Here is a 17,230-nt window from a genome sequence, read left to right on the forward strand (position 1 = left end):
GACATCTTCATGCTGCAACGACGTCGATTCGCGCAATGGGGCGCGAGCGGGCTGCTGGCCCCCGCGCTCGGAGCCCTGCCGAAGGCGCAGGCGGCCGATGCCTACCCGAGCCAGCCGATCAAGGTCATCGTGTCGTCGGCGGCCGGCGGGCTGGTCGACGGCATCGCGCGCACCATCGGCGAACGCATCGCCAAGCCGCTGGGCCAGCCGGTGCTCATCGACCCGAAGCCGGGTGCCAACGGCGCCATTGCCGCGTCCTTCGTGGCGAAGGCGCCGGCCGACGGCCACACGCTGCTGTTCGCGGTCAACTCCTTCGTGCTTGCGCCGCTGCTGATGGCCAAGCCCGGCTACGACGTGTTCAAGGACTTCGCGCCCGTGTCGCTGTCGAACTACGGCCTGCTCGTGTTCGCGGTGGGCGAGGGCGTGCCCGCGAAGTCGATGCGCGAGTTCGTCGCGATGGCCAAGGCGCAGCCCGGCAAGCTGAGCTTCGGCTCGGCGGGGCAGGGCTCGTCGGGCCACCTCTATGGCGAAAAGCTCATGCGCGACGAGGGCCTGCAGATGACGCACGTGCCTTACAAGGGCGGCGCGCCGCTGATGATCGACATCCTCGGCGGCCAGGTGCAGGGCGGCTTCGTCACCATGGGCGAGGCGCTGCCGCATGCGAAGTCGGGCCGCGCGAAATTGCTCGGCGTGTTCGGCACCCGCCGCATGCCGCTCGCGCCGCAGATCCCCACGTTCACCGAGCAGGGCTTCAAGGGCTACGAGCACGGCGGCTTCTGGGGCTTCTTCGCGCCCACCGGCACGCCGCAGCCGGCCATCGACAAGCTGGCCGGCGCGGTGCGTCAGGCCGTGGCGCAGCCTGATCTGCAGGAACGCATGATCGGCCTGGGGCTGGAGCCTTCGGGGGAAGGGCCGGGGGAGTTGATGGCAGCGGTGCGGCGCGAGAACCTGCTGTGGTCGCGGCTCATCAAGGACATGAACCTGCGGCTTGAATGAAGCGGGGCGGGCCGCAAGACGGTCGGCCCGCCGCTTCGTTCTTGTGCCTCAGTCGAGGCGGATGTTCTTGGCCTGGATCACCTGCTTCCAGCGTTCATGGTCCGCACGCATGGTGGCGGTGAGCTGCGCGGGCGTGCTGCCGACCGGGATCACGCCCAGGCCCTCGATGCGCGCGGCCTGTTCGGGGCTTTGCACCACCTGCGCCACTTCGGTCGACAGGCGCTGTGCGATGGGCTGCGGCGTGCCGGCGGGCAGGTAGATGCCGAACCAGCCGACCGAGTCCATGCCGGCGAAGCCCTGTTCCTTGAAGGTGGGCACGGCGGCCGCGAGCGGCGCGCGCGCGGTGCCGACCACGGCGATCGACTTCGCCTTGCCGGCCGCGACGTGCGGGCCCACACCCTTGGCCGAGACGAACACGGCATCGACGGTGCCGCCGAGCAGGTCGGTGATGGCGGGCGCTTCGCCCTTGTAGGGCACGTGCAGCAGCTGGATGCCCGCGGCGTCCTGCAGCACCTCGGCGTACAGGTGGGCGCTCGATCCGTTGCCGTAGGAGCCGTACGAGTACTTGCCGGGCGCGGCACGCGCGAGCTTGACGAAGCCGTCGAGCGTGTCGACGCCGAGCTTGTTGCTCACGGTGAAGACGATGGGCAGGCGGCCGGCCTCGGAGACAGGCACGAAGTCCTTGAACGGATCGAAGCCGGCGTTGGGGTACAGCAGCGGGTTTTGGATGATCGAGGTCAGCGAGAACAGCACGGTGTAACCGTCGGCCGGTGCGCGCTGCACGGCGGTGATGCCGATCTGCCCGTTGCCGCCGGGGCGGTTGTCGACGATGACGCTCTGGCCGAGCCGCTTGCCCAGGCCCTCGGCGACGATGCGCGCGAACACGTCGGTGCCGCCGCCTGCGGCGTAGGGGACGATCATGCGGATGGGTTTGTCGGGCCAGGTTGGCTGCTGCGCGAAGGTGCTGCTCGTGGCCAGGGCGGCGGCCAGTGCGAGGGCGTGGCGGCGGGTGAATCTGCTGCTGTGCATGTCTGTCTTGTCTCCGATGGTTTTTCTGTCTGGGTGCGATCTCACGGCGGCAGGCTCACGACGGCCAGGCCGGGGCCGACGGACACGCCGTGGCGGTTCTCGCTCCACAGGCGCAGGTCGAGGCGGTGGCGGCGCGCGGCGTCGGCGCTGTCGTCGATCCACTTGCGCTCGACCTGACCGCGCACGGTGACGGTGTCGCCCGCCGTGTTGAACGACTTCATGCGAAAGCCACGGATGGCATGCAGCACGCCGGCCGTGCCGATGTACTCGCGAATCGCGCGCTCCCACATGCCCTGCAGCAGCATCACATTGGCGTACATCTCGGGGGCGCCCGTGGATTGGGCGTGCTCGGTGTTGTGATGGATGGCGTTGAAGTCGCGGTTGGCGCCGGCGGCCATCACGAGGCGGTAGACGGTGAGGGGGAAGGGCACGGGGTTCAAGGGGTCGCCCTCGTTGATTTCGTTCCAGTGGCGTTGTTCTTGCCAGTTCATCTTGCTGCTCTGCTTTCGTTGTTCAGGGCGTGTGCACAGGCCACCGAGTACTTCCCTCCGCGAATGTCCCCGGGGCTTCGCCCCTCCTCCTTGATTTCGCTGCGGGAAGCACCCAGTGCCCTGTGCACGGGAGGTGGCGTGCTGGTGCGGGAGGCCGCACTGAATCGGATGCTTGTTCGCTAGTGCGGCAGGTAGTGGTACATGCCGAAGCGGCAGCGGGCCACCACCTCCTCACGCTGGTTCACGATGTCGTACTCCCATGTCGTGAACGCGCCGCGGCCCACCTTCGTGGCCTTGGGTTCGCAGCGCACGAGCCGGTTGCCGCGCCGGCCGAGGCGGTCGCCCAGGCGCGCGGGTTGCAGGTAGTCGACTTCGTAGTCGGTCGCCATGTAAGCGGTGGTGGGCGGCATGCCTTCGGGGCGCGTGCCCTTGAGGGGGCTGCGCTCGGGTTCGGCGTTGCGCGCGTCGCTGGTGAACACGGGCGGTTGGCCCGGGGCCCACATCGGCGGCAGCGTGAGGCTCGCGAGGCTGGTCGATGGCGCCACCGCATCCGGCCCCTGGTGCAGTGGGCAGTCGAACTCCAGCACCTCGACATAGCGGCGCACGGCGCCGGCCTCGATCACGTCGGCGCCCCAGCGGATCACGCCGTTCGCAAAGTCTTCGCCCACGCGCGCCACCATCGGCGCCCAGGCGCTTTCCCAATCGTCCATCGGTGATTGCCTTCCTAGATGCCGATGAACTCGGCCACGTCGTCCAGCGGCGCGCGCTCGGTCTCCAGGGCGTCGAGGGGCTTGTCGCGGTCGGCATAGCCGATGGCCATGCCGGTGAAGAGCATGCGCTCGGGCGGCAGTTCGATGAACTGGCCGATGGTCTGCGGGTAGATCGCCCAGCACTCCTGCGGGCAGCTGTCCAGGCCCTCGGCGCGCAGCAGCAGCATCACGTTCTGCAACATCATGCCCAGGTCGGACCACTGCGGCGGGCCCATGCGGCGGTCGACGGTGCAAAAGAGCGCGAGCGGTGCGCCGAAGAACTGGAAGTTGCGCGCAAACCATTTCAAACGCGCGGCCTTGTCTTCTCGCGGAATGCCCAGGCGCGCGTACATCGCCTCGCCCACGGCGAAGCGGCGGTCGCGGTAGGGGGCCACCAGCTCGCGCGGGTAGATGTCGTACTCGCTGCCTTCGCCGCCGGGCGTTTCCTGCACGCGGGTGCGCATGAGGGCTTTGAGTTCGTCCAGCCGCTCGCCGCCCACCACATGCAGGTGCCACGGTTGCAGGTTGCCGCCCGAGGGCGCGCGCAGCGCGGCCTGCAGCACGCGGCGGATCGTGTCGGCCGGCACGGGGCGGTCGAGAAATTCGCGCACCGAGCGGCGGCTTGCGACGGCGTCGTAGACAGTCATGGTCATGCGGCGTTCTTTCGTTCGTTCATGAGGGTCACGCCCAGCTCGCGTGCCACCTCGGCGCTGTGCTGGCCGGGTGTCGCGGCGTGCGACAGGTCGGCGTAGTCGTAGCCCGAGAATCGCACCGGCGGGCGCACTTCAAGATACGCGCCTTCGGTCGGATGCGTGCGCTGCCGGAAAAGGCCGGCGGCCTGCAGCTGCGGGTCGTCGGGCAGCTCGGCGATGTCGTTCACGCGCATCGCGGGCACGTTGGCCTTTTTCAGAACGTCGAGCCATTCGGCCGTGGTGCGTTCGGGCAGGATGGCGGCGGCGGCCTCGTACATGCGACTCATGTGCTTGCGGCGCAGCGCCTTGTCGGCCAGCTCCGGCACCTGCAGCACCTCGGGGTGACCGGCCGCCTCGAAGAAGCGCAGCCAGCGGTCGTCCAGGTAGGGCGCGATGGCGATGTAGCCGTCGCGCGTGCGCATGGGCTGGCGCATCGGGTCGATCTGGCGCGGGTACAGCGCGGGGCCGGTGGGCGGCACGAAAGTCTTGTCGCACAGGTGCTCCACGAGGTTGAAGCTGGCGAGCGCCTCGAACATCGGCACCTCCACCTGCTGGCCCTCGCCGGTGCGCAGCCGGTGCACCACCGCGGCGAGCACGGCGTAGGCCGCATGCAGGCCCGAGACCTTGTCGGCCATGGTCATCGGCACGTAGCGCGGCTGCGGGTTGCCGTCGACCTTGGGCGGCAGCGAGGCGATGCCCGAAGCCGCCTGGATGATGTCGTCGTAGGCCTGCAGCGCGGCGTACGGCCCGCGCTGGTCGAAGCCGGTGCAGTGCACGTAGACGATGTCGGGGCGGATGGCCCGCACGTCGTCGTACGAGAGGCCCGCGCGCGCGATGGCGTCGCTGCGCACGTTGTGGATGAAGATGTCGCTGGTCTCGATGAGGCGGCGCATCGCGGCGCGGCCGTCCTCGCTTTTCAGGTCCCAGTCGACCGAGCGCTTGCCGCGGTTCAGCCGCAGATGCACGGGGCTCATCAGCGGCGTGACGGGCGGCGTGCCGATGATGCGGATGCTGTCGCCCTCGGGCGGCTCGACCTTGACCACCTCGGCGCCGAGGTCCGCAAGGATCTGCGTGCAGTAGGGGCCGAAGATCACCGTGGTGAGGTCGACGATGCGCAGGCCTTCGAGCATGCGGGGAGCGGGTGATGGGGTGGTCATGGGTGTGGAGGTCATGCGGCGACAAGGCCCTGCATCTCGGCGGCAAGGTGGCGCACGCGCTCCGGTCCGCCGAGCAGCTGGCGGTTGAAACCGATGCGCTTGAACCAGTAGTGCAGGCCCAGCAGGTCGGTGATGCCCATGCCGCCGTGCACCTCGGTGGCGGTGCGGGCGACGAAGGTGCCGGTTTCGCTCAGGTGCGACTTGGCGTGGGCGGAAAGCAGCGCGGCTTCGTCGGGCAGTGCGTCGAAGGCATGGGCCGCGTACCAGACGAGCGCGCGGCCGGGTTCCAGCGCGGCGGCCATTTCGGCGCACAGGTGCTTCACGGCCTGGAAGGAACCGATCACGCGGCCGAACTGGCGGCGCTCCTTGGCGTAGGCCACGGCCTGGCCGATCATGGCTTCGCCCGCGCCGAGCGTGTCGGCGGCCAGCAGCGCCCAGCCCGCGCTGCGCAGGCGCGCGAGCGTGGCGGGGCCGGCGTTGGGAAGGCGCTCGGCCTTCACCTGTGCAAAGTGCAGCTCACCGAGCGGGCGCGTGGTGTCGATGCTGCGCAGCGCGCCGCGCGTGAGGCCCTGCGCATCGGCGCGCACCAGGTGCAGGCTGCCCGTGCGGTCGGCGACGATGAACACGTCGGCCGCGCCCGCGTCGAGCACGAAGAGCGCGTTGCCGTCGAGCGTGCCGTTGGCGTGGGCCGTCACGCCCGCGCCGTCGCGTGCGCCGGCCACTGCCTCGGCGATGGCGACACCCGCGATGCATTCGCCCGCTGCCAGGCGCGGCAGCCATTCATCCTGTTGCGCGGCGCTCCCGGCTTCGCGCAGCGCGAGCGGCGCCAGCACGGCGGTGCCGAGAAACGGCGCGGGCGCGACACGGCGGCCCAGTTCTTCCGCGGCCAGCGCTGCATCGAGCAGCGACAGGCCGAGCCCGCCGAAGGCTTCGGGCACGAGCAGGGCCGGCACGCCGACTTCGCACAGCGTGCGCCAGACCTCGCGGTCCAGCGGCAGGTCGTCGGCCGCGACGCGGCGCACGCGATCGAGCGGGCAGGCGCGTTCGAGCGCGCGGCGCAGGCTGTCCTGCAGCAGCTTCTGGTCGGCGGAGAGGGCGAATTCCATAGCGTGCTTTCTTTCAACCAATCAGGCGAGGCGCGGTTCGCGCGGCATGTCGAGCCCGCGCTCCGCGATGATGTTTTTCTGGATCTGCGCGGTGCCGCCGCCGATGATCAAACCCAGGTCGAACATGTAGCGCTCCTGCCAGAGCGCCTGTGCGTGCAGGTGCGCGCTGCCGGGCATCAAGAGGCCCAGTTCGCCCAGCGCGTCGATGGCGAGCGCGGCCAGCTGATGGCGCAGCTCGCAGCCCTGCAGCTTCACGACCAGCGCGGCCAGGCCCGGGTCTTCGCCCTTGGCCGCGGCCGTGAGCAGCCGCAGCCCGTGGCACTTCTGCGCCAGCACCTGGCCCTGCAGCCGCATCAGGCGGTCGCGCAGCACGGGCTGGTCGATCAGGCGCGAACCGTCGACGGTCTCGGCCTGCATCAGCGCGGCGAGTTCCTGGTAGCGCTGGGTCGTGAGGTTGGGATTGCCGAGCGAGCCGCGTTCGTGCTTGAGCGTGGCGTTCGCCACCTTCCAGCCTTCGCCGCGCTGGCCCACGATCTGGTGCTGAGGCACGCGTACGTCGGTGAAGAAGACCTCGTTGAACTCGGCATGGCCCGTCATGGTCTTGAGCGGGCGCACTTCGATGCCGGGCGTCTTCATGGAGAACAGCAGGTAGCTGATGCCCGCGTGCTTCGCGGCACCGGGCTCGGTGCGCACGAGGCAGAAGATCATGTCGGCCACGTGCGCGGTCGAGGTCCAGATCTTCTGGCCGTTGATGACGAAGTCGCCACCGTCTTCCGTGGCGCGCGTCTGCAGCGAGGCCAGGTCGGAGCCCGCGCCGGGCTCGGAGTAGCCCTGGCACCAGACCACCTCGCCGCGCAGCGTGGGGCCGATCCACTCGCGCCGCTGCGCCTCGGTGCCCAGCTCGAGCAGGGTGGGCACCAGCATCGAGATGCCCTGATTGCCCAGCGGCGGCGCGGCGCCGGCGCGCGCGAACTCTTCGGTGATGAGGTGCGACGCCATCACGTCGGCTACCGCGCCGTGGCCCCCGTACTCACGCGGCACGGTGCGGCCCGCGTAGCCATGGTCCAGCAACAGGCGCTGCCACGCGAGGGCATCGGCATCGGGGCGTTCGGCGGTGCGCGCGAAGGCCGAGCGGTGGCCGTGCGTGGCGAGGAACGCGCGCAGCTCGTCGCGAAAGGCTTCGTAGCGGGGATTGAGCGTGAGGTCCATGCGGTGCTTGCCTTCGGTGCCCGCCGCGTTGCGCGGCGGTGCGTGTTGTCTCCGTGTCGAGGTTCATGCTAGGGGCAACCCTCGGCCGCTCTCAATCGTCCGTTCCGACGATGTGATGCGCAGGAGGCGCTGCCTACCATCCAGCCCGAACGCCGCACGAGGTCCGCAAGAGACCGATACGAGGCCGGTGAGAGGCCCGCGGCCGCAGCTTCTTTTTCACGAGAACGACGGAGACAACACCATGACACGTTCCCTCATTTCCGCCCGTCCCGGCACGCGCCGCCGCTTGCTGGGCGCCGGCCTCGCCGCCACGCTCGGCCTGACTGCAGCCTTCACGGCACAGGCCCAGAAGCGCTACGACCCGGGCGCGAGCGACACCGAGATCAAGATCGGCCACATCGTCCCGTACTCGGGCCCGGTGTCGGCCTACGGCACCATCGGCAAGGCGGCGGCAGGCTACTTCGCCAAGGTCAACGCCGAGGGTGGCATCAACGGCCGCAAGGTCACGTTCATCTCGCTGGACGACGCCTACAACCCTTCGAAGACGGTGGAGCAGGCGCGCAAGCTGGTCGAACAAGATGAAGTGCTGGTGCTCTTCGGCCCGCTGGGCACGGCGCACAACCTGGCGATCCAGCGCTACATGAACGCCAAGAAGGTGCCGCAGCTGTTCGTGGCCACGGGCGCCACGCGCTTCGGCGATCCGAAGGCCTTCCCCTGGACGATGGGCTGGCAGCCCACGTACCAGACCGAAGGCAAGATCTACGCGCAACACATCCTCTCGACCAAGCCCAACGCGAAGATCGCCGTGCTCATGCAGAACGACGACTTCGGCAAGGACTTCCTCAAGGGCTTTCTCGAAGCGCTCGGCGACAAGGCCAAGACGATGATCGTGGCGCAGTCGACCTACGAGGTGACCGACCCGACCATCGACAGCCAGATGGTCAACCTGAAGGCCTCGGGCGCCGACACCTTCTTCAGCATCACCACGCCCAAGTTCGCGGCGCAGGCGATCCGCAAGGCGGCCGACATCGGCTGGAAGCCCACGCAGTACCTGTCGAGCGTGTCGGTGTCGGTGTCGGCGGTGATCAAGCCGGCCGGCCCCGAGAACGCAGTGGGCGTGATCTCGGCCACCTACCTGCGCGACCCGGCCGACGACATGTGGAAGGGCGCCAAGGAGTACGAGGACTACAAGACCTGGTTCAGCAAGTACTACCCCTCGGGCGACCTGAGCGATTCGCTCAACGTGCTGGGCTATTCGTCGGCGCAGACGCTGGAGCAGGTGCTGCGCAAGGCGGGCGACGACCTCACGCGCGCCAACATCATGAAGATCGCGGCCAACCTGCAGTACAGCCCGCCGATGCTCTACCCGGGCATCGAGGTGAAGACCTCGCCGACCGACTTCTACCCGATCGAGCGCATGCAGCTCGTGCGCTTCAACGGCACGCGCTACGAGCCGTTCGGCAAGGTGCTAGGCGATTGATCGATGCCCCACGGGCCGCGCTGTCGGCCCGCCATTCATTTCCCTTTTTTTTCCACTGAAGCTTCCATGACCTCCATCGTTCGACTGGCCGCCGCCCTGGGCGGCGCGGCCCTCCTGTTCACTGCCGGCGCGGCCCTCGCGCAGAAGAAGTACGACACCGGCGCCTCCGACACCGAGATCAAGCTGGGCATGGCCATGCCCTACAGCGGCCCGGTGTCGTCGTACGGCATCGTCGGCAAGGTCAACGAGGCCTACTTCAAGATGGTGAACGACAAGGGCGGCATCAACGGCCGCAAGGTGACGCTCATCAGCTACGACGACCAGTACACGCCGCCGCGCACCACCGAGGTGGTGCGCAAGCTGGTCGAGCAGGACGAAGTGCTGGCCGTGTACGGCAACCTGGGCTCGGCCTCCAATGCCGCGATCCAGCGCTACATGAATGCCAAGAAGGTGCCGCACCTGTTCCTGGGCGTGGGCGCCGACCGCTTCAACGACCCCAAGACCTACCCCTGGACCACGCCCTACATGCCCAGCTACGAGGGCGAGGGCAGCCTCTACGCGAAGAACATCCTGAAGACGATGCCGAACGCGAAGATCGCCGTGCTCTACCAGAACGACGACTTCGGCAAGGACCTGCTCAAGGGCCTGAAGAAGGGCCTGGGCGACAAGGCCTCGATGGTGGTGGCCGAGGCCTCGTTCGAAGTGGCCGACCCGACGGTCGATTCGCAGATCATCAAGCTGCAGTCGTCGGGCGCCGACGTGTTCGTCAACTTCGCCACCGCGCGCTTCGCCGCGCAGGCCATCCGCAAGGCGTGGGACATCGGCTGGAAGCCGAAGCAGCAGTACCTCACCTACGTGTCGGCCTACGTGAAGATGACGCTGGAGCCCGCGGGCCTGGAGAAATCGAAGGGCATCATGGCCATGGCCTTCTTCAAGGACGCTGCGCAGCCGCGCTGGGCCAACGACCCGGCCACGCAGGAGTTCCTGGCCTTCATGAAGAAGTACGCACCGAACGAAGACGTGAACAACGCCGCCGGCGTGTACGGCTACGGCGTGGCGCAGGCCATGGAGACGGTGCTCAAGGCGTCGGGCGACAACCTCACGCGCGAGAACATCCTCAAGCAGGCCACCACGCTGAAGAACATGCGCACCGGCATGCTGCTGCCGGGGATTGCGCTGAACACCTCGAACACCGACTACTTCCCGTTCAACACGCTGCAGCTGGTGCAGTTCAACGGCAAGGAGTTCGAGCCCATGGGTGATTCGATTGCCGTGAAGTAGCCTTCCGAAGCACGCAAAAAAATCCACTGGAGACACACACCATGTTCGGACTGATGCAGGACCGCCCGCTGCTGATCTCGTCGCTGATCGACCACGCGGCCACCTTCCACCCCCATGCCGAGATCGTCGGTCGCACCGTCGAGGGCCCGGTGCACCGCACCAACTACCGCGAGGTGCAGTTGCGTTCCAAGCAGGTGGCCAATGCGATGAAGGCGCTGGGCGTGGCGCCCGGCGACCGCGTGGGCACGCTGGCGTGGAACACCTGGCGGCACCTGGCGCTGTACTACGGCGTGTCGGGATCAGGCGCGGTGCTGCACACGGTGAACCCACGGCTCTTTCCGGAGCAGATCGACTACATCGTCAATCACGCCGAAGACAAGGTGCTGTTCTTCGACACCAGCTTCGCGCCGCTGGTCGAGAAGCTAGCCCCCAAGCTCAAGAGCGTGCGCGCCTTCGTCGCCATGACCGACCGCGCCCACATGCCGGCCATCGATGTGCCGAACCTGCTGTGCTACGACGAGCTCATCGGTGCGCAGAGCGAGGAGTACACCTGGCCCGAGTTCGACGAGCGCACCGCCTCGTCCCTGTGCTACACGTCAGGCACCACCGGCAACCCCAAGGGCGTGCTGTATTCGCACCGCTCCACCGTGCTGCATTCGCTGATGGAATGCGCGCCCGACACCTTCGGCGTGTGCTCGCAGATGACGCTGCTGCTCGCCGTGCCCATGTTCCACGCCAACGCCTGGGGCATGCCGTACTCGGCGGCGATGGTGGGCGCCAAGCTCGTGATGCCCGGCCCGCACATGGACGGCCAGAGCCTGTACGAACTCATGCGCGACGAGAAGGTGAGCTTCTCGCAGGCGGTGCCCACCGTGTGGCTGATGCTGTTCCAGTACTTCGATGCCCACCCCGAGATCGACACCCGCGCCATCGGCCTGAAGCGCATCGGCGTGGGCGGCGCCGCCACGCCGCGCGCCATGATCGAACGCTTCGAGCGCGACTTCAACGCCGACTTCGTGCAAGGCTGGGGCATGACCGAGACCAGCCCCATCGGCGTGATCGGCAACCTGCTGCCCAGGCACCTCTCGCTTGCGAAAGAAGAGCAGACCACCGTCAAGATGCGCCAGGGCCGTGGCGTGTGGGGCGTGGAGCTCAAGATCGTCGACGAGAACGGCCAGCGCCTGCCGCACGACGGCGTGGCCTTCGGCCACCTGCATGTGCGCGGTCCGTGGATTGCGAGCGGTTACTTCCGCAGCGAAGGCGGCGACGTGCTCGACGCCGAGGGCTTCTTCCCGACCGGCGACGTCGCCAACATCGACGCCGACGGCTACGTGCAGCTGGTCGACCGCGCCAAGGACGTCATCAAGTCGGGCGGCGAGTGGATCTCGTCGATCGACCTGGAGAACGCCGCCAGCGCGCACCCGGCCGTGGCCGAGGCGGCGGTGATCGGCATCGCGCATCCGAAGTGGCAGGAACGGCCGCTGCTGATCGTCGTGAAGCGCGCGGGCGCAGAGGTCACGGGCGAGGAACTGCTCACTTTTCTTTCGCAGCGCGTGGCCAAGTGGTGGCTGCCCGACGACGTGGCGTTCGTCGACAGCCTGCCGCATACAGCCACCGGCAAGCTGCTGAAGACCAAGCTGCGCGAGCAGTTCAAGGGCTACGTTGCGGCCAAGTCAACCTGATGACAGTTGTTAGGCTTTTCTGTGCATAACTCTGTGGGTTGCCTGAGGAGGCGGACCAGCAGAACGAGCATTGGCGCGGCTTCGCACCACGTTGCCTGTTGATTGAGCAGCCTTGTCGTCCGTCCTTGCAGGAGAATGTAGGAGGAACGGATTCCAGACAAGTAAAGGGGACATGGTGGGAGAACTTCTTTCTCTCCTGCGCTTCAGCGCCGGCTCGGGCCACATCTGGCTGGACGAGCAGCGCATGCTGCTCATGCATGCCCGGGCCTTCGCCGAACTGCGCCGCGAACTGCTCGACTCGCTGGGCATCGAGCGCGCGCGCGGCCTGCTGGTGCGCATGGGTTTTGCTTCCGGCCTGCGCGACGGCGAGGTGGCCGTGCGCGAGCGCCGTGCCGGCATGCGCGCCGAAGACGCCTTCATGCTCGGGCCGCGCCTGCATTCCATCGAGGGCATCGTTTCGGTGCAGAAGGTGCAGGTCGACCTCGACGTGGCCACCAAGCATTTCTACGGCGAATTCCTCTGGGAGAACTCCTGGGAGTGCGAAGCCCACGTGGCCGACTTCGGCTACGGGGAAGACCCGCAGTGCTGGTCGCAGATCGGCTACGCCTCGGGCTACACCACCGCCTTCATGGGGCGGCTCGTGGTGTTCAAGGAGGTGGAGTGCACCAGCATGGGCGACAGCCGCTGCCGCATCGTCGGCCACCCGGCCGAAGCGTGGAACGACGAGCACTACCTGGAGTACTTCCGCCAGCACCACGTGGCCGAGAAGCTCATCGACTTCAACCTCGGCCTGCAGCATCTGCGCCGCCTGCAGCCGCGCCGCGAGTACGACCAGAAGCTGGTCGGCGTGTCGCCGGGGTTCCGTGCCGCCTTCGAGCTCATGCGCAGCGCGGTCGACAGCGCGATCACCGTGCTGCTGCTCGGCGAGACCGGTGTCGGCAAGGAAGTGTTCGCTCGCTGGCTGCATGACAACGGGCCACGCGGCAAGCAGTCCTTCATTGCCGTCAACTGCGCGGCGATTCCGGCCGACCTGATCGAGGCCGAGCTGTTCGGTGTGGAGAAAGGTGCCTACACCGGCGCCCACCATGCGCGCGCCGGGCGCTTCGAGCGCGCCCACGGCGGCACCCTGTTCCTGGACGAGGTGGGCGACCTGCCGCTGGCCGCCCAGGTCAAGCTGCTGCGCGTGCTGCAGACCGGCGAGGTCGAGCGCTTGGGCGCCGAGCAGCCGACCAAGGTCGACGTGCGCATCGTGGCCGCCACCAACGTCAACCTGCAGCAGGCCATGCAGGCGGGCAAGTTCCGCACCGACCTGTTCTACCGGCTCAACACCTTCCCGATCCAGATTCCGCCGCTGCGCGAGCGCACCGCCGACATCCCGGCGCTGGTGGCGCGCTTCGTCGAGAAATACAGCGCGCTGTATGGCAAGAAGCTGCGCGGCCTCACCGACAAGGCCGCGCTCGATGTGCACAAGCACGCCTGGCCCGGCAATATCCGCGAGCTCGAGAACGTGATCGAGCGCGCCGTGCTGCTGGCGCCCGACCACGGCGACATCGAGGCCTGCCACCTGTGGATGCAGCCGCCGGGCGCGCTGCCCGACAACCAGCTCGACGCCAGCGGCAAGGTCGCCGCGGGCGCCTCGGTTTCTGGCGGCGAGGCGAGCGAACTCGACGCGCTGTGCCAGCGCGTGCTCGAGCAGAACATCGACATCGCCTCGCTCGAGCAGCGCCTCATGCAGACCGCGATGCAGCGCGCCAAGGGCAACCTGTCGCAGGCGGCGCGCCTGTTGGGCATCACGCGCCCGCAGCTGGCCTACCGCTTGAAGAAAGAAGGCCTGCCCACGTCCTGAGCGGACGTCGGCCGGCGTTTTCCGGTTTTCACCATTTGATCAAGCTGCACCGCAGCAAATGATCAAAACAGCATCCGGGACTTCCCGGTGCTGCGGGCCCGCAGGCGCAGCGGACCCATGTAAATCAATCACTTAGCCACGTTGGCACGCCCGTTGCCCTTATCAGGCCGGGCGGCGCTGGTGCCGTCCACCTGTTGATGGATTGAACAAGTGATGCCCTCGATACAGCCTGGCTCCCACAGCGGCAGCGCCGGACAGATGACCGGCCAGCCCTGCTATGTGCGCGTCACCGGCACACGCGACGCCCGCTTCGTGGAGTTCGAGTTCGCCATCGGCGACCCGGAGCTGGCCGTGGAGCTGACGTTGCGATTCGACCAGTTCCGCGAGTTCTGCGCGCGCCACGAGGTGCGCCACCTGACGACCGAAGAGGGCGCCCGGCTCGACTACGAGCGCATGAAGTGGCGCTTCGGCGCGCCCGGCATCGACCACTGACCGACCCGCATTCCTTTTCCGCGATAACCAAGGAGACATCCCGTGCAAGTCGACATCAAGACCTCGGACATCCGGCCGATCCGGCAGACCTTCTCACACGTGGCGCGGCGGCTCGGCGACAAGCCGGCCTCGCGCTACCAGGAAGCCACGCTGGACATGCAGCCCACGGCCAACTTCCACTATCGGCCGCTGTGGGACCCGCAGCACGCGCTGTACGACAAGCGCCGCACAGCCCTTGTGATGGCCGACTGGTACAGCTTCAAGGACCCGCGCCACTACTACTACGGCGTGTACACCATGACCCGCGCGCGCCAGCAGGAAGGCGCCGACCGCCAGTTCGAGTTCGCCGAGAAGCGCCAGCTGCTGGCCCAGGCCGACGCCGGCGTGCGCGAGTCGCTGCAGCAGGTGCTGGTGCCGCTGCGCCACTACGAGTGGGGCGCGAACATGAACCACAGCTACTGCTGCGGCTACGGCTACGGCACGGCCATCACGCAGCCCTTCATCTACGCGGCCATGGACCGCCTGGGCATCGCGCAGTACCTCTCTCGCGTCGGCCTGCAGATCGACGCCAACTCGGGCCGCGCGCTGGACGCCGGCAAGGAAGCCTGGCTCGCGCACCCGGCCTGGCAGGGCGTGCGCCGCCTGATGGAGAACCTCTTCGTCACCAAGGACTGGTTCGAGGTGTTCGTGGCCCAGAACCTCGTGCTCGACGGCCTGCTGTACCCGCTGGTCTACCGCCACTACGTGAATGCGCAGGCGGCGGACACCGGCAACGCGCTGCCGATGCTCACCGAGTTCATGAACGAATGGTTCGACGAGAACGTGCGCTGGGTCGACGCCACGCTGAAGACCGCCGCCGACGAATCGCCCGCCAATGCCGCGCTGCTCGCGCAGTGGTACGCGAGCTGGCGCGACCAGGCCGTGCAGGCGCTGGCGCCGCTGGCCGCGCTGGCCCTGGGTGCGCCGGGCGCCGAGGTGCTGAAGACGCTGCACACCGCGCTCGATGCGCGCGTGGCCCGGCTGGTGCGCACGGGCGCTGCCGCCTGAACAGATTGCACCCAGAGGACCAAGGAGACATCCCATGACCACTGCCACCGCCGAAGTGTCCCGACCGCCCGTCTTCATCGCGTTGCAGACCGGCGACGCCGCACGCGCCATCGTCGAAGCCATCGTGACCGACAACCCTGAGGCCACTGTCACCGAGTACCCCGCGATGGTGAAGATCGATGCGCCCGGCCGCCTCGTGATCCGCCGCGAGAGCGTCGAAGCCCTGATCGGCCGCCGCTGGGACCTGCAGGAGCTGCACCTGAGCCTGATCTCGCTGTCCGGAAGCATCGAAGAGACCGACGACGAATTCACCCTCCACTGGGGCGCCTGAGCCCAGGCCTCACCGGACCACGACCAAGGACAACGCCATGACCACCCAAGCAGCAGCAAAGACCCCCACGACCCCGCGCCTCGGCCTGAAGGAACGCTACGCCATGATGACGCGCGGCCTTGGCTGGGAGACCACGTACCAGTCGATGGATGACGTGTTTCCGTTCGACAAGTTCGAGGGCATCAAGATCCACGACTGGGATCAGTGGGAAGACCCGTTCCGCCTCACGATGGACGCCTACTGGAAATTCCAGGGCGAGAAGGAGAAGAAGCTCTACGCCATCATCGATGCGTTCCAGCAGAACAATGGCCAGTTCAACATCAGCGACCCGCGCTACCTGAACACGCTCAAGCTGTTCCTCACCGGCGTCTCGCCGCTGGAGTACGCGGCGCACCGCGGCTATGCCATGGCGGGGCGTTCGCTGCGCGGCGTGGGCGCGCGCGTGGCCTGCCAGATGCAGTCGATCGACGAGCTGCGCCATGCGCAGACGCAGTTCCACACCATCAGCCACTTCAACAAGTACTTCCACGGCCTGCACGACCCGCAGCACATGCACGACCGCGTGTGGTACCTGTCGGTGCCCAAGAGCTACTTCGAGGACGCGATGAGCGCGGGGCCCTTCGAGTTCATCACCGCCATCTCGTTCTCGTTCGAGTACGTGCTGACCAACCTGCTGTTCATGCCCTTCATGAGCGGCGCCGCCTACAACGGCGACATGGCCACCGTCACCTTCGGCTTCTCGGCGCAAAGCGACGAGTCGCGCCACATGACGCTGGGCCTGGAGGTGGTGAAGTTCATCCTCGAGCAGGACCCGGACAACGTGCCCATCGTGCAGAAGTGGGTCGACAAGTGGTTTTGGCGCGGCTACCGCCTGCTCACGCTGGTCGCGATGATGATGGACTACATGCTGCCCAAGCGCGTCATGAGCTGGTCCGAGGCCTGGGAGATGTACTTCGAGAAGAACGGCGGCGCGCTGTTCGAAGACCTCGCGCGCTACGGCATCCGCATGCCCAAGTACCACGAGGTGGCCTCGAAGGAAAAGAGCCGCATCTCGCACGAGGCCTGGGCCATCTTCAACAACTACGGCCACGCCGCCAACTTCAACGTCTGGGTGCCCAAGCCCGACGAGATGAGCTGGCTGGCCGAGAAGTACCCCGAGACCTTCGACAGCCTGTACCGCCCGCGCTTCGAGTGGCTGGCCGAGCAGGAGAAGCAGGGCAAGCGCTGGTTCAACAACACGCTGCCCATGCTGTGCCAGACCTGCCAGATCCCGATGGCCTTCACCGAGCCTGACGACCCCACCAAGATCTGCTACCGCGAGAGCAGTTACCACGGCATGAAGTACCACTTCTGCTCCGACGGCTGCAAGGACGTGTTCGACGGCGAGCCCGAGAAGTACGTGCAGGCCTGGCTGCCGGTGCACCAGATCTACCAGGGCAACTGCTTCCCCGAAGGCACCGACCCGACGGTGGAAGGCTTCAACCCGCTGGCGGCCGTGCTCGACTATTACCACATCAACGTTGGCGCCGACAACGGCGAGTTCAACACCTCGCCCGACAAGGCCAACTGGGAACGCTGGACCGGGCAGGACCTGTCGGCGGCCGAGCCCAAGGTGGCCTGAGCCCCCAAGGCCCCACCACCC

Annotated in this window: 16 protein-coding genes; 9 read left to right on the forward strand and 7 right to left on the reverse strand. The window is 67.6% G+C overall.

The window, feature by feature from the left end:
* Positions 1 to 9 precede the first annotated feature (9 nt).
* Positions 10 to 996: a Bug family tripartite tricarboxylate transporter substrate binding protein gene (locus ASD34_RS12190; RefSeq protein ID WP_056577675.1), complete on the forward strand. Its 987-nt coding sequence runs from the start codon at positions 10 to 12 to the stop codon at positions 994 to 996.
* 48 nt (positions 997 to 1,044) lie between these two features.
* Here the strand turns inward: ASD34_RS12190 and ASD34_RS12195 are convergent, their stop codons facing one another.
* From ASD34_RS12195 to ASD34_RS12225, 7 genes are all read right to left on the reverse strand, one after another.
* Positions 1,045 to 2,025 (reverse strand): Bug family tripartite tricarboxylate transporter substrate binding protein, encoded by a 981-nt coding sequence (locus ASD34_RS12195; RefSeq protein ID WP_082548601.1) that lies wholly within the window; start codon positions 2,023 to 2,025, stop codon positions 1,045 to 1,047.
* 41 nt (positions 2,026 to 2,066) lie between these two features.
* Positions 2,067 to 2,516, reverse strand: coding sequence for a hypothetical protein (locus tag ASD34_RS12200; protein WP_056577677.1), 450 nt, complete (start codon positions 2,514 to 2,516; stop codon positions 2,067 to 2,069).
* Between the two features lie 179 nt (positions 2,517 to 2,695).
* Positions 2,696 to 3,226 (reverse strand): MaoC family dehydratase N-terminal domain-containing protein, encoded by a 531-nt coding sequence (locus tag ASD34_RS12205; RefSeq protein WP_056577679.1) that lies wholly within the window; start codon positions 3,224 to 3,226, stop codon positions 2,696 to 2,698.
* Between the two features lie 14 nt (positions 3,227 to 3,240).
* On the reverse strand, positions 3,241 to 3,912 hold the full coding sequence (locus ASD34_RS12210; protein WP_056578054.1) for a nitroreductase: 672 nt from the start codon (positions 3,910 to 3,912) through the stop codon (positions 3,241 to 3,243).
* 2 nt (positions 3,913 to 3,914) lie between these two features.
* Entirely contained in the window at positions 3,915 to 5,114 is a 1,200-nt protein-coding gene (locus tag ASD34_RS12215; protein WP_056577681.1) for a CaiB/BaiF CoA transferase family protein, read from the reverse strand.
* A gap of 11 nt (positions 5,115 to 5,125) precedes the next feature.
* Complete coding sequence (locus ASD34_RS12220) at positions 5,126 to 6,220, reverse strand: acyl-CoA dehydrogenase family protein (protein WP_056577684.1); 1,095 nt, start codon at positions 6,218 to 6,220, stop codon at positions 5,126 to 5,128.
* Between the two features lie 21 nt (positions 6,221 to 6,241).
* Positions 6,242 to 7,429 (reverse strand): acyl-CoA dehydrogenase family protein, encoded by a 1,188-nt coding sequence (locus ASD34_RS12225; protein ID WP_056577686.1) that lies wholly within the window; start codon positions 7,427 to 7,429, stop codon positions 6,242 to 6,244.
* Positions 7,430 to 7,670: 241 nt separating this feature from the next.
* Between ASD34_RS12225 and ASD34_RS12230 the strand changes: the two genes are divergently transcribed.
* The 8 genes from ASD34_RS12230 to ASD34_RS12265 all read left to right on the forward strand — a co-directional run bounded on the left by ASD34_RS12230 (position 7,671) and on the right by ASD34_RS12265 (position 17,209).
* Positions 7,671 to 8,909: an ABC transporter substrate-binding protein gene (locus ASD34_RS12230; protein WP_082548617.1), complete on the forward strand. Its 1,239-nt coding sequence runs from the start codon at positions 7,671 to 7,673 to the stop codon at positions 8,907 to 8,909.
* Positions 8,910 to 8,975: 66 nt separating this feature from the next.
* The gene (locus tag ASD34_RS12235) at positions 8,976 to 10,190 is read left to right on the forward strand and encodes an ABC transporter substrate-binding protein (protein WP_056577690.1); all 1,215 of its coding nucleotides are present in this window, start codon (positions 8,976 to 8,978) and stop codon (positions 10,188 to 10,190) included.
* A gap of 41 nt (positions 10,191 to 10,231) precedes the next feature.
* The gene (locus ASD34_RS12240; protein WP_056577692.1) at positions 10,232 to 11,872 is read left to right on the forward strand and encodes a 3-(methylthio)propionyl-CoA ligase; all 1,641 of its coding nucleotides are present in this window, start codon (positions 10,232 to 10,234) and stop codon (positions 11,870 to 11,872) included.
* 172 nt (positions 11,873 to 12,044) lie between these two features.
* On the forward strand, positions 12,045 to 13,718 hold the full coding sequence (locus tag ASD34_RS12245) for a sigma-54-dependent Fis family transcriptional regulator (RefSeq protein WP_056577694.1): 1,674 nt from the start codon (positions 12,045 to 12,047) through the stop codon (positions 13,716 to 13,718).
* Between the two features lie 213 nt (positions 13,719 to 13,931).
* Complete coding sequence (locus ASD34_RS12250; protein WP_200937576.1) at positions 13,932 to 14,210, forward strand: phenol hydroxylase subunit; 279 nt, start codon at positions 13,932 to 13,934, stop codon at positions 14,208 to 14,210.
* A gap of 42 nt (positions 14,211 to 14,252) precedes the next feature.
* Positions 14,253 to 15,257, forward strand: coding sequence for an aromatic/alkene monooxygenase hydroxylase subunit beta (locus tag ASD34_RS12255; protein WP_056577698.1), 1,005 nt, complete (start codon positions 14,253 to 14,255; stop codon positions 15,255 to 15,257).
* Positions 15,258 to 15,291: 34 nt separating this feature from the next.
* Positions 15,292 to 15,588 (forward strand): MmoB/DmpM family protein, encoded by a 297-nt coding sequence (locus tag ASD34_RS12260; RefSeq protein ID WP_200937577.1) that lies wholly within the window; start codon positions 15,292 to 15,294, stop codon positions 15,586 to 15,588.
* 37 nt (positions 15,589 to 15,625) lie between these two features.
* Positions 15,626 to 17,209 (forward strand): aromatic/alkene/methane monooxygenase hydroxylase/oxygenase subunit alpha, encoded by a 1,584-nt coding sequence (locus ASD34_RS12265; protein ID WP_056577702.1) that lies wholly within the window; start codon positions 15,626 to 15,628, stop codon positions 17,207 to 17,209.
* The last annotated feature ends 21 nt before the right edge of the window (positions 17,210 to 17,230 follow it).

This window comes from Variovorax sp. Root473, assembly GCF_001426505.1.
Taxonomy (GTDB): Bacteria; Pseudomonadota; Gammaproteobacteria; order Burkholderiales; family Burkholderiaceae_C; genus Variovorax.